The organism is Paraburkholderia sp. BL17N1 (assembly GCF_003634175.1).
Classification (GTDB): Bacteria; Pseudomonadota; Gammaproteobacteria; order Burkholderiales; family Burkholderiaceae; genus Paraburkholderia.
This window is the reverse complement of the sequence record NZ_RBIW01000002.1, coordinates 1,577,738-1,590,629: the sequence shown is the minus strand read 5'-3', so window position 1 is coordinate 1,590,629 and position 12,892 is coordinate 1,577,738. Positions and strand designations below refer to the sequence as shown.

Here is a 12,892-nt window from a genome sequence, read left to right as displayed (position 1 = left end):
TAAATTCCCTTGTTTACTTGTTTTTTGCAAGTAATGTGGCTAGCATGGTCGTTCGGGGGATGCGGGCACCGCTTACTTCACCAAGAGGCTACATGGTCACTATCAGCATCGTCCGCGCAGGCGGCATGGCGGTGGCGATCGGTGGCCCTCGGCTGATTGCGCCCATACCACCGCTTCTCGCATCACATCGCCTACAAGGAGCAATAACATGCACGTTTTCGTCACCGGCGGCACCGGTCATATCGGTCCGCACATCATCTCCGAGCTCATCGCCGCCGGCCACGAGGTCACCGGCTTAGCCAGGTCGGACAAGTCCGCTGCGGCGGTGTCCGCGCTCGGCGCGAAGGTGCGTCGCGGAGATATCTCAGACCTCGATGGGCTCAAGGCGGCTGCGGCGCAGGCCGACGGCGTCATCCACATCGCGCATAGGCAAGACCTGCTTCCCTCCGGCGGACTTGACGCCGTGGCCGCTGCGGAACTTCAGATCATGCTCGCGTATGGCGAGGCACTGGCCGGAAGCGGAAAGCCGCTGGTCGTGTCGGCAAGCATCGGCTCTCCCGGATGGGAAAACCTGGGCCGGCCAGCCACCGAGCAGGATCCGGCCCTTCCCGGCGGCGATGCGTACAAGGGGACTCTGCGAGTTCGCAACGTCGTGGAGCTCACCGTAGTCGGTCTCGCGGAGCGGGGCGTGCGGTCTTCGGTCGTGCGGATTCCTCCTATTGCACACAGCACGACCGATACCGGCTTCCTCCCGCTGCTGATCGGGCTCGCGAAGGAGAAGGGCGTCGTCGGCTACCCCGGGGACGGCGCGAACCGGTGGCCGGCCGTGCACAGCCGCGACCTCGCTTCCTTGTTCCGCCTGGCGCTGGAGAAGGGTCCGGCTGGCAAAAGCTGGCACGGGATCGAGGGCGAGGCCATCCGGTTCCGCGAGATCGCCGAGGCTATTGGCAGTCGTCTGGGCCTGCCGGCGGTGAGTATTCCCGAGGACGTACTGATGCTGCCGGGATACTTTGGATTCCTCGCGAATCTGGTCACGCTGGACCTCCCGGCGTCCAATCTCATCACGCGCCAGACCCTCGGCTGGGAGCCTGCTCAGCCCGGCCTGCTCGAGGATCTCGACAATGGCCACTACTTCCCCGCCCTCTGAGTTGAGCTGAGGCAGGGAGCCGAGTCGCATTGAGCCCGGCGGACAGCAATGTCGCGACGCCGTGATTCATCCGCGAAGACTCTGCCGACCCGGCGATGGCATGAGGGACGGCCGACGCGGCTCGGCGCACACAAAACATTCACCGGGGGATGCCCCGTTTTGAAAGTACGAGCACCGCTTAACTGACCAGGAGACTGCACATGAGCACTATCAGCATCATCGGCACAGGTGGCATGGCCACGGCGATCGGCGACCGCATCGTCAGGGCTGGGCACACCGTCGAGGTGATATCCCGCGACGCTGCCAAGGCGCGGGCGCTGGCCGACAAGCTCGCAGCTGGAGCGACCGCAGGGACGTACGGCGTCGCGCCGGCGGGCGACATCGTCATCCTCGCCGTGCCGTACGGCAGTGCGACGGCGGTGGTGACCGAGTTCGGCGAGGCGCTCAGCGGCAAGGTGATTCTCGACATCACCAACCCGATCGCCCCCGACCTCACGGGCCTCGTCACCCCCCACGGCAGTTCTGGTGCGCAGGAGATCGCCAGGAGCGCCCCCGCCACCGCGCATGTCGTGAAGGCGCTCAACACCCTCTTCGGCCCGGTACTTGCGCGGCGTGGACGCCTCGACGCGTTCATCGCCGCTGACGATCCGCAGGCCAAGGCGCGGGTCTCTGCCTTCCTCGAAAGTCTCGGGCTGCGTCCGTTCGATGTCGGCGGCCTGCACATGGCCTCGACGCTCGAGTCGCTCGGCCTGATGCTCATCGGCCTGGCCAAAAACGGCGCCGGCACCTTCGACATCGCCTTGAACGTCGATGTCGGCTGAATCAACACCAACGCGGAGGGCCGTCCAACTCCCCGGTTCTTCAGCATCCCGCTAACGCAACCGGTCCCGCTCGGCAAGCATGCTCACCATTTCTGCCATGTTCTCGGTGCCCCAGATACACAGCGGGACAATCTTGTCGGCCAGACTGCGGCCGAGCGGGGTCAGCGCGTAGTCCACGCGCGGTGGCACCTCCTTGTAGTCGGTCCGCGCAAGCACATGATCGGCCTCCAGTTCCTTCAATTGCTGGATCAGCACCTTGGCGCTCACGCCGTGGACGTTGCGCTTGAGCTCGCCGTAGCGCTTCGGGCCGTCGAGCAGGAAGTACAGGATCAGCGGCTTCCACTTGCCCGAGATGATACTGAGGGTGGCGGCCAGCCCGTAGGAGTAGCGCCCGCCGCAGTTTTGAGAACAGTCAGTCATTTTTGTGGTTACCAAAAGGTGCATACTTGTTCTTAGGTTATCAGAACTGCATACTGGTCTCAAGTAAGCAGTTCCCCTGCTTCCGTACAACTCCAAGGAAGGATGCACGTCATGACCAGGTTGAATGGAAAGACCGCAGTGATCACCGGCGGCGCTACCGGCATCGGCCGCGCCGCAGCAAAGCGCTTTATCGAAGAAGGCGCCTTCGTCTTCATCTTCGGCCGCCGACAGGAAGCGCTCGACGCCGCCGTGGCAGAGTTCGGGCCTAATGCCCGCGCGGTGAAGGGCTCGGTCTCGGACGAGGCCGACCTCGCCCGACTCTACGCGGCGGTGAAGGCCGAGCGCGCAAGCCTGGACATCGTCTTCGCCAATGCCGGGGCGGGAAGCCAGCTTGCGCTCGGCAAGATCACCGCCGAGCACATCGACGAAACCTTCGACACCAATGTGAAGGGCACGATTTTCACGGTCCAGCAGGCGCTGCCGCTGATGAGCGAAGGCGGTTCGATAATCCTGACCGGATCGAGCGCCGGCACCACGGGCGCCCCGGCAATGAGCGCCTACAGCGCGAGCAAGGCGGCCGTGCGCAACCTCGCGCGGACCTGGGCAGAGGAACTGAAGGGCACCGGCATCCGCGTGAACGTGCTGTCGCCCGGGGCAACGGCAACCGAACTCGCTAAGGAAGCGCTAGGCGAGGAAGGCCAGAAGGTCTTCGCCTCGATGACTCCGCTCCAGCGCATGGCCGATCCGGCGGAGATCGCAGCGGCGGCCGCCTTCCTCGCGTCGCCGGACAGCAGCTTCATGACCGCCAGCGAGGTCGCCGTCGACGGCGGCCTGGCGCAAATCTGACGCTACGCCCTACGGCGCTCCATTCGATTATCCGGAGCGCCGTAGGGCGCGGTAAACCAAAGGAAAATATATGAGCCACGCAATCATCGGCTTCGGCAAGATCGGCCAGGCCTTGGCCAAGGCGTTTGCCCGCAACGGCATGGAAGTTTCCGTTGCGACCACTCGCGACCCGGACAGTTTTGCATCCGCTGCGGCCGCAATCGGACCTGAGATCATTCCCAAAAAGCTCGCGGAAGCCGTCAAGGCAGACGTCATCTTTTTGGCTGTCCGTTTCGAGTCACACCCGGATGTCGCGAAGGCACTGCCCACCTGGCAGGGGAAGACCATCGTCGATGTGACCAATGCCTACGGCGTGCCTCCTGAGGAAATGGGAGGACAGCCCTCTTCCAGGGTCATCGCGCACGCCTTCACTGGCGCAAGACTGGTCAAGGGCTTCAATCATCTGGGCGCTGCTGTACTTGAGCAGGATCCGGCCGTGCATGGTGGCAGGAGAGTCGTGTTCCTGGCGAGCGACGACGATGGCGCCGCAGCGGAGATCGGTGCGCTTGCGGAAAATCTTGGTTTCTCGCCGATCAAACTTGGCGGACTTTCCGAAGGTGGACTGCTAGTGCAGGCGCGCGGAAATAGCTGGGGTCAACTGATCTTCAAGGATCTGGTCAAGTTCGACTGATAAGTCGTTATCGCGAATCTTTATGCGATCCTGACTCGTGGACCAACGGCGGCCGCCGCTTTATTGAGGGGCGCACGTCTCTCACGTCGTTCAACCCGGAAAACCTGTCGCGGTCGAGGGAACAGAGACTGTCCGACTTCAGGGACGCGATCGTTCCCTCGCTTGCTTCAGTCGCGGGTCTATTTCGATCGTATCCGATGCAACAGTAATGGAGAGAGTTCGATGAGCACGCAAGAGAATGTCCAGATTGTGAAGGATTTTTTTGCAGCAATGGGCCGCGGCGATAAGCAAGGTCTGCTGGCGATTTCTGCAGAAGACATTGAGTGGATCATTCCGGGCGAGTGGCCGCTGGCCGGCACACACCGCGGACACGCCGGATTGGCGGATTTGCTTCAGAAAGCTTCGGAAATGGTGGAAACATCATACCCAGAGCCCCCTGAATTCGTAGCGCAGGGCGACAGGGTTCTGGCCGTCGGCTTCGCCACGGGCAGAATCAAAGCCACGAACAGGAGTTTTGAAGACCATTGGGTCTTCGCCATCACCATTCAAAATGGCAAAGTGACGAAGATCCGGGAATATATCGACACACTTGCACTGGCGCGGGCCTCCGAACCTTAAAGCTGAAGCTGGCGATGAATCCAACAACAACAGCCAATCAGTTCGGTCGAACTGAGTACACCGATATCGCGGGCAGGAACGTTAGCACGGTTACTTACTTGGGTGAGACGCGAACTCATCGAGCTTCACATGTGTGATTCACACTGATCGTTCCAACTAAAATGGGGCGTTCAAAAACAGGGGCTCGTCGAACATTGGCCACGTGTGATGCGTGGACGAGCGCTTCAACCAAGTCCGAATGTTTTTCTCAAGCTTGAATCGACGGGACCAGCAGGCATGAAGCGGCGTAACTTGCTCAGCAACGACGCCTGTCCAGCGGGCGTGCGACGCATCCGCCAGGCGCCAAGCGCCGCTTCGACAATGGTGTTTGCCACGCCCTCGGGCTCGGGCGCACCTTTGACGCTGTTCATGACTGCGCTCGTTGCAAGGGCACGTTCGCGGTCATAGTCGGCGATTTTCGAACCCGCCTGGGGCGCATTGATGTCGAGATTGGTTCTGGTAAAAGATGGTTCGACCATCGTTGCGCGTATGCCGAACTGACGCACTTCATGATCCAGGGTTTCGGTCAGCCCCTCGACGGCATGCTTGGACGCCGAATAGAGACCCATATACGGAGCCGGCAAAAAGCCGAGCACCGAACTGACATTGACGATCCTTCCGCCACGTTGTGCCCGCATGTGGGGAAGTACCGCGCGTATTGTGCGCAGGATGCTGAATACATTGGTGTCGAACAGCGCCTCGGCCTCGGTAACAGAGGCCTCCTCCACCGCACCGATCAGACTCGTTCCCGCATTGTTGACGAGTACATCGATACGCCCCGCGCGATCGAAGATGATCTGGACTCCGGATTGAACGGAGACATCGTCGCAAACATCCATCTCGACAAGCTCGACGCCGGAGATAGGCGTCGCTTTTGCGATGCTTCGCACGGTGCCGAACACGCGGCAACCGCGGCTGGCAAACTTCTCGGCGGCGGCGCGTCCGATACCGGATGACACACCGGTCACGACGACAACGGTAGAGTTCGACATTGCAATTTCCTTCGATACAGTGAATTGATTGTGTTTTAGCCGCGCACGTCGAGCGCATCCTGTGGCATCTGTTCGGAAGGTGATGTCCGCTCATGCCGGCCTTGTTGCGAACCTGCGGCATGGTCGGGCCTGATCCTGAACCAGATCGAATACATGGCCGGCAGGAAGACCAGAGTCAGAATCGTTCCTGCAAAAGTGCCGCCGATCAGCGTGTACGCAAGGGTTCCCCAGAACACCGAATGCGTTAGCGGAATGAACGCAAGAACCGCCGCCATGGCGGTCAGGATCACCGGGCGGGCACGCTGCACGGTGGCTTCGACAACGGCATGGAACGGATCCAGTCCGGCGTGCTCGTTCTGGTGAATCTGCTTGATCAGGATCAGCGTGTTTCGCATCAGAATCCCCGATAGCGCGATGAGGCCGACCAGCGCGTTGATGCCGAACGGCTGCCGGAAAAGAATCAGCGTCGGCACCACGCCGATCAAACCGAGCGGGCTGGTGAGGAACACCATCACCATCGCGGAGATCGAGCGCACCTGGAAGATGATGATGATGAGCGTAACCGCCAGCATGATGGGGAAGAGCGGCAACATGGCTTTCGTCGCTTTAGCCGATTCCTCGATGGAGCCCGCCTCTTCGATACGGTAGCCGGCCGGAAGCCTGGCGATGACAGGTTGAAGCTCCTTGGTGATCGCCGTCGAGACGTCCGGCGGCTGCAGGTTGTCGGCAATGTCGCCGCGTACCGTGATCGTCGGCACACGATCGCGCCAGCGCATGATCGGCTCCTCCATGCGCACGTCGACCTTGCCCACCTGCGACAGCGGAATGCGTTGCCCATTCGCGCCGGCCAGCGTGAAGTCTCCGAGCCGTGCCGGGTCGAGACGCACATCGCCGGCCGAACGTGCGACGACCTGCACGGTTCGAATATCCTCACGCACGGCGGTGACAGGCACGCCGGTAAGGAGGAATTGCAGTTGCTGCGCTACGGCGCTGGACGTCAGCCCCACCGCCTGCAAACGATCCTGCTGCAACGTGAAGTGCAGCGTGGGTGAGCGCGTACCCCAGTCAGCGTTGACCGTGCGCATCATCGGGCTGGCCTCCATGCCCCGCTCGACTTCTCCCGCAATACCGCGCAGCTTGTCAGGGTCGGGTCCGGAGATACGGTAGGCGACCGGGTATGGCGAATACGGACCGAATACGAGTTGCGTGACCCGCACGCGCGCCTCGGAGGCGAGACCGTTGGCGACTGCCTGACGCAGTCGCTGCTTCAATGCGTCGCGTTCATCCTGGCTGTCCGTGCGCACTACGATCTTGGCAAACGACGGATCGGGCAGTTCCGGTCCCATCGCCAGGTAAAAGCGGGGCGCGCCTTGCCCGACGTACGCGGTGACGATCCTGGCTTCCTTCTGCTTCGCGAGCCACGCTTCGACCTTCGTCGTGGCGGCGCTGGTTTGCGAGATCGACGTGCCATAGGGCATCTGCACTTCGACCAGCACTTCCGGACGGTCGGAGATCGGGAAAAACTGTTTTTTGACCACGCCCATGCCGAGGATGGCCAGGACGAAGAGACCCACGACCGAACCGGCGACCAGCCATTTGCGCGCGATGACGCGCGTGAGTAGCTGACGGAAACGGTTGTAGCGCGGCGTGTCGTAGATCGCGCCGTGACCGCCTTCGACCTTTTTGAAGTCGGGCAGCATCTTCACACCCAGGTAGGGCGTGAAGACCACGGCGACGACCCACGATGCGATCAGCGCAATGCCGACGATCCAGAACATGTTGCTGGTGTATTCGCCGGCCGTGGAGCGCGCGAAGCCATTGGGCATGAAGCCGACGGCGGTCACCAGCGTGCCCGCCAGCATCGGCGCGGCCGTATGGCTCCACGCGTAGGCGGAGGCGGCGATGCGGCTGTAGCCTTCCTCCATCTTCACCACCATCATTTCGATCGCGATGATGGCGTCGTCCACCAGCAGGCCGAGCGCCAGGATCAGGGACCCCAACGTGATGCGGTCAAAGTTTTTGCCGGTTGCCGCCATCACGACGAACACGACCGCGAGTGTCAGCGGTACGGCCGCGGCAACGACCAGGCCGACACGCCAGCCCATGCTGACAAAGCTCACCAGCATGACCACCAGCAGCGCGACGAAAAACTTCACCATGAACTCGTCGACCGCCGAATGAATGTTGACGGCCTGATCCGTGACCTTGGTCAGGCTCATGCCCAGCGGCAGCCCGGCGTTGATTGCGCCGACCTCGCCGTCCAGCGCCTTGCCGAGGTCGAGCCCATTCCAGCCTTCGCGCATGACGATGCCCAGCAGCAGTGCAGGTTCGCCGTCGTTGCGGATCATGAACGTCGCCGGATCTTCATAACCACGCGTAACCGTGGCAATGTCCGACAGCTTCAACGTGCGGCCCTGCGCGACGACCGGCGTGTCGCGGATTTTCTGCAGGTTGTCAAAGGCACCGTCCAGGCGAATGAACACCTCCGGACCTTTGGTCTCCACGGAGCCGGCCGGCGTCAGGGCGTTCTGACCGTTGAGCGCGGCGAACACGTCCTCGGGGCTCACGCCCAGCGTTGCCAGCCGGTCATGTGAGAGCTGGATATAGATTCGCTCCGCCTGCTCGCCAATGATGTCGACCTTCTTCACGCCCGGCACATGCAACAACCGTTGGCGCAGCGTCTCGGCATCGCGCACGAGCAGGCGCTGCGGCTCGCCCTTCGCCTTCAGCGCAAACAGCGCGAAGGTGACATCGGCATATTCGTCGTTGACCAGCGGTCCGATCACGCCTGAGGGAAGGTTGGCCGCTTCGTCGCTAATTTTTTTCCGGGCCTGGTAGAACTGCTCCTGCACTTCCGACGGCGGCGTGCTGTCGAGCAAGGTCAAGGTCGTGAAGGCCAGCCCAGGCCGTGTGTAGGTCTCGGTCCGGTCGTACCAGCGCAGCTCCTGCATGCGCTTTTCGATCTTCTCGGCGACCTGATCGTGCATTTCCTGCGCCGTGGCTCCCGGCCAGGCGGTGATGATGGTCATCACCTTGACCGTGAACGCGGGGTCTTCCGCCCGGCCCAGCTTGAAGAACGAAACGAGGCCCGCCAGCGAGATCAGGCAGACCAGGAACAGGGTAATGGAGCGCTCGCGGACAGCGAGCGCCGACAGGTTGAAACGGCCTTCGCTCACGGACGGACTCCCTCGGAAGCGACGGCGACGGCTTGACTCGTCACCCGGACCTGCTCCCCTTCGCGCAGCAGTTGCGCGCCGAGCGCGACGATCCGGTCGCCTTGCTTGATCTTGCCGGCGACGCGGGCACTATCGTCGTCAAGATGTTCGACAGTGACCGGCCGCCAGGAAACCTTTGCAGGTTCGCCGTTGATGACCCACACCCCTGGTCCCTTGCCCGCGTCGAACAGCGCGCCGATCGGCACCTGTAAGCCGCCTGGGACCGCGGAACGCGCATCCGGAATCTGGACCGTCACCGTGGCGCCCAGTGGGGCGTCGGCCAGTTCTCCTTGCAGCACATACCGCGCTTCAAAGGTCCGGGTGCGCGGATCCGCCGCCTCCGAGAGCTGGCGCAGCGTTGCCGATACGCTCGCGCCGCCGTTGCCGAACAGCGTGGCCTGGGCGACCGAACCGACGGCGGGGCGCAAGGTTTCGGGTAACTGGATCACAGCCTCGCGGCGCCCGGCGTGAGCCAGGCGCACCACAGGCTGTCCCGCGCTGACGACCTGGCCCGGCTCCGCCAGCGTTTCCATCACGACGCCATCGCCGTCCGCTACCAGCCCGGCATAACCCGTCGCATTGCGCGCGACGCCGGCGTCAGCCTCGGCCGCACTGAGCTGAGCTTTGGCGGCATCGGCCGCCGCCTTGATCTGGTCATAGGCCGATGCCGATATCGCGCCAGTGCCGCGCAGGTCGCGGTAGCGCTCTTCATCCTGCGCGGTCTGCTGCGCCCGGGCCCGCGCGGCGGTGACCGCGTCCTGCCGGGCCTGCGCGGCAAGCCTTAGATCGATGGGATCGATGCGCATCAGCGGCTGACCACGCTTGACGGTTTGCCCGGCATCCACCAGCCGCTCCAGCACCTTGCCGGAGACGCGAAATCCGAGATCGCTCTGCACGCGCGCGGCGACGGTTCCGGTAAACGAACGGGAGGCGGGGATCGCCGCCTGAGCGATGGCGGTGCGCACCAGGGGCGCTTCGGTACGCGGATCGGACGGTGCTTTTGCGCCGCAGGCGACTAGCGCAAGTGGCAGTGCACAGACGACTGTAGAGGTAGCAAGGCGACGCCGGAGCATGAAAGACCCATAGACAGAGTGATCGGGGCTTTCATTGTGGTTCTTGTGACCAAATTAGTCAATGGTCACAATGGAGAATTTCCGTCAAGGCGACAGACTGCGGAGCACAAGACTGGACAACTGCGCAGGGGCGACCTTGGTGTAATCGAAGCTGTACTGCAGTAGCAATGGGTTGAGGTAGGGGCGCATCACCAGATAGATCGCCATCGCGGTCTCATCGAGCGGCGTTTTGCGCTCGAAGTCTCCGCTCTGCCGGCCCTCTTGGAGGACGTCCTGTAGCAGCTTCTGGATGCGCTCTTCATACGAAACTACCGCCTGCCAGTTCTCCGTGGCCGCCGATGCGGCAATCTCGTAGAGCTTACGGTCCTGGAAAAAAAGCCGGAGGCTCGCTTCGGTGAACACGCTGAACATTCGCCGCAGCTTTTCTGGCGGCAGATCGGTCTGTGCGACGGCCGCCCTGACCTCGGTTTCGATCTCGTTCAGGCAGTTCGCGCAGATCATCTCGCCGATGGCCTGCTTGGACTCGAAGAACTTGTAGATGTAGGCCTTCGAAAAACCGATGGCTTTCGCGAGGTCGGAGACCGTCGTTTTCTCGTAGCCATACCGGCTGAAGTGCTCCGTAGCGGCGCCAACGATCTGATCCCGCACTTCGTGGTCTGCGGGGCCGCGCGATGGGGTGGGAGGAGTGGTGGTGTTTTTCATGGGTATAGCATACAGGAGTAGACAACTAGTGACCATTTGGTATTATAGTCACACTCGGACTTTGCGAAGACGCTCATGCTACGTGTACACATCCTTGCCGCCGTCATGGCCGCCGGCCTCTCGGCAGGCTGCGCTGTAGGCCCCGATTATGTCCGGCCCAAGGTTGCCATGCCGGACCATTTCCAGGGCCAGGCCGCGGTGGATTACCGGCAAGCGGCGGCCAGTGCCGACCTTGTTACGTGGTGGACCGGCTTCGGCGATCCGCAACTTACACGATTCGTTACGCTCGCGCTGGAACAGAACCTGGACCTTGCGCAGGCCGCCGCTCGCGTCGCTCAGGCGCGCGCGGGCCTCGGGGCGGCGACTGTCGCGTTGCTGCCCTCCGGTAACGTCAGCGGCCAGGCGGCTAGAGTCTATCAATCTGTAGAAACCCCCTTGGGGCAGGTCCTGAATTCGACGCCCAATTTCGACCGTTACGGTAACGACTATGAGGCCAATTTCAACGCGAGCTGGGAATTGGACGTGTTCGGGGGACTGCGCCGCAGCCGGGAAGCGTCACTTGCCGAATATCAGGCTTCGGAAGCTGGCGCGGCGGCCACGCGCCTGGCTGTGGCGGCGCAGACCGCCGATATCTACATCACGATTCGCGGCTTGCAGGCTCGCCTGACGGTCGCCCGACGGCAGGTGCAGACGCAGCAGAGTCTGCTTTCGACCATCAACCTCCTGTATAGCAAAGGATTGGCGGCCGACCTTCAGGTGAGCCAGGCTGAAGGTGCGCTATCGCAGGTTCAGGCATCCGTCCCGGTCCTCGAGGCGGGTCTCGATGCAGCGATGAACGCGCTGGATGTAATGCTGGGTTCACAGCCCGGCACGCATCGAGCCGAACTGGCCGACGCTGGCGACATCCCGGTCGCCCCGCGGATGGCGGACACAGGATCCCCGGGAGAGTTGCTCAGGCGCCGGCCCGACCTGATCGTGGCCGAGCGTCGCCTTGCTGCATCGAACGCGCGCATCGGCGTGGCCGTCGCCGAGTATTACCCCAAGGTGTCGCTCAGTGGACTGCTCGGCAGCGCCACCTCGGTGGCCAGCGGCAACCTGTTCAGTACCGGCGCCAATCAGGCCGCCGGCGTGCTGGGGCTGCGCTGGCGTCTGTTCGATTTCGGCCGCATCAATGCGCAGATCGAGCAGGCAAAGGGGCAGCAGGCGGAAATGCTGGCGGCGTATCGGCTCGCCGCGCTTCATGCAACCGAAGACGTCGAGAACTCATTCTCGGCACTCGTCAAGCGGGAGGAAGAGGCCACGGTACTCGCGCAGGGAGTGAACTCGCTCGGCCGGGCGCGAGCCGCCTCCTTCGCGGCCTATCAAAAAGGCGTCGTCAGCCTGATCGAAGTCTTGCAGGCCGACGACAACCTGCTGCGCGCCTCCGATGAGCGGGTGCAGGCGCAAACGGAATCCGCACGCGCAGCCGTTGCTGCCTTCAAGGCGCTCGGCGGCGGATGGCAACCTCGCGAATCCGAAGCGGTCGCCGTCAAATAGCAATCCTACGCGCCCCACGATTTGCCGGTAGCGTGGATTCTGGCCATCGTCCTTTGCTATATGAGCGCTTTGCCGCATGCCACACAAACGAACGACGCGAGCCGAAAGTCGCGAGCGAACCCGGCGGCGCTTGCTCGATGCAGGAGCGTTGAGCATCGCCGAAAAAGGGTTTGCCGCAACTAGCGTGGAGGATATCGCAGCCCAAGCCGGCTATAGCCGTGGCGCGTTCTACTCGAATTTCAGCAGCAAGAGCGATCTATTCGTCGAACTGCTCCGGCTCGATCACCAGAACATGCAAGAAAGCTTGCAGAAGCTGCGAGACGCCGCACCGTCCAGCGGAAATCTGCAAGCACAGCTCACCTTGTTGTACGCGCAGTGCTATCGCGACAACAAGAGCTGCATCATCTGGGCTGAGGCACGTTTGCATGCCATGCGTGATGCGAAATTCCGCCGACATGTGAACGCCCTATACCTGCAAAAGCACGAGATGGTCGCGTACTTCCTTGAGCAGTTATGCGAGCGCCTCAACATACGGTTGCCCGGTCCTTTCGCCGACCAGGTGCTCGGCGTTATCGCATTGATTGACGGCATCCTCTGCTTCAACATGACCACGCCCGATGATCTGTCCGACGCTTCAGCCGAAGCAGAATCGCAGTAGTGATCCGACCGCGTCGCGAGACTCCGCGCTCGACCCATTTTGTGCGAGTTGAAACGTTGAAGGCCGCTGCAGATGTCAGCAGCCATTGCGAGCAGCGATGGAGGCAACCCGCCGAGCGCCAGAACAGACTTGGTTTGCAAAGAACCACCGCCGCC

The 12,892-nt window shown here is 62.5% G+C and carries 12 protein-coding genes; 7 read left to right on the top strand and 5 right to left on the bottom strand.

The annotated features are described in order from the left end of the window. The first annotated feature begins 208 nt into the window (after positions 1–208). Both B0G82_RS27075 and B0G82_RS27070 read left to right on the top strand, forming a co-directional pair. Positions 209–1,147, top strand: coding sequence for an SDR family oxidoreductase (locus B0G82_RS27075; RefSeq protein WP_121309632.1), 939 nt, complete (start codon positions 209–211; stop codon positions 1,145–1,147). 200 nt (positions 1,148–1,347) lie between these two features. Further along, positions 1,348–1,968, top strand: a complete 621-nt coding sequence (locus B0G82_RS27070; protein ID WP_121309631.1) for an NAD(P)-binding domain-containing protein — start codon at positions 1,348–1,350, stop codon at positions 1,966–1,968. A 51-nt stretch (positions 1,969–2,019) separates the two neighbouring features. Here the strand turns inward: B0G82_RS27070 and B0G82_RS27065 are convergent, their stop codons facing one another. Further along, positions 2,020–2,388, bottom strand: coding sequence for a helix-turn-helix domain-containing protein (locus B0G82_RS27065; RefSeq protein ID WP_116149080.1), 369 nt, complete (start codon positions 2,386–2,388; stop codon positions 2,020–2,022). A gap of 111 nt (positions 2,389–2,499) precedes the next feature. Between B0G82_RS27065 and B0G82_RS27060 the strand changes: the two genes are divergently transcribed. The 3 genes from B0G82_RS27060 (at position 2,500) to B0G82_RS27050 (ending at position 4,522) form a co-directional block, all read left to right on the top strand. Beyond that, complete coding sequence (locus B0G82_RS27060) at positions 2,500–3,234, top strand: SDR family oxidoreductase (RefSeq protein WP_121310872.1); 735 nt, start codon at positions 2,500–2,502, stop codon at positions 3,232–3,234. 70 nt (positions 3,235–3,304) lie between these two features. Next, complete coding sequence (locus B0G82_RS27055; protein WP_121309630.1) at positions 3,305–3,904, top strand: NADPH-dependent F420 reductase; 600 nt, start codon at positions 3,305–3,307, stop codon at positions 3,902–3,904. A 222-nt stretch (positions 3,905–4,126) separates the two neighbouring features. After that, positions 4,127–4,522, top strand: coding sequence for a nuclear transport factor 2 family protein (locus B0G82_RS27050; RefSeq protein WP_121309629.1), 396 nt, complete (start codon positions 4,127–4,129; stop codon positions 4,520–4,522). Between the two features lie 224 nt (positions 4,523–4,746). On the opposite strand, the gene B0G82_RS27045 is transcribed toward B0G82_RS27050, so the two are convergent. The 4 genes from B0G82_RS27045 to B0G82_RS27030 form a co-directional block, all read right to left on the bottom strand. Next, positions 4,747–5,553 carry an oxidoreductase gene (locus B0G82_RS27045; RefSeq protein ID WP_121309628.1) on the bottom strand — a complete coding sequence of 269 codons (807 nt, stop codon included), beginning with the start codon at positions 5,551–5,553 and terminating at the stop codon, positions 4,747–4,749. A gap of 35 nt (positions 5,554–5,588) precedes the next feature. Further along, positions 5,589–8,729: an efflux RND transporter permease subunit gene (locus tag B0G82_RS27040; protein WP_121309627.1), complete on the bottom strand. Its 3,141-nt coding sequence runs from the start codon at positions 8,727–8,729 to the stop codon at positions 5,589–5,591. After that, positions 8,726–9,841: an efflux RND transporter periplasmic adaptor subunit gene (locus B0G82_RS27035; protein ID WP_121309626.1), complete on the bottom strand. Its 1,116-nt coding sequence runs from the start codon at positions 9,839–9,841 to the stop codon at positions 8,726–8,728. Before B0G82_RS27035 ends, B0G82_RS27040 begins: the two co-directional genes overlap by 4 nt. An 84-nt stretch (positions 9,842–9,925) precedes the next feature. Next, positions 9,926–10,543, bottom strand: coding sequence for a TetR/AcrR family transcriptional regulator (locus B0G82_RS27030; protein ID WP_116149077.1), 618 nt, complete (start codon positions 10,541–10,543; stop codon positions 9,926–9,928). A gap of 75 nt (positions 10,544–10,618) precedes the next feature. On the opposite strand from B0G82_RS27030, the gene B0G82_RS27025 reads away from it, so the two are divergent. Beyond that, positions 10,619–12,079: a TolC family protein gene (locus tag B0G82_RS27025; RefSeq protein ID WP_121309625.1), complete on the top strand. Its 1,461-nt coding sequence runs from the start codon at positions 10,619–10,621 to the stop codon at positions 12,077–12,079. Positions 12,080–12,155: 76 nt separating this feature from the next. Continuing rightward, on the top strand, positions 12,156–12,737 hold the full coding sequence (locus B0G82_RS27020) for a TetR/AcrR family transcriptional regulator (protein WP_121309624.1): 582 nt from the start codon (positions 12,156–12,158) through the stop codon (positions 12,735–12,737). Positions 12,738–12,892: the final 155 nt, after the last annotated feature.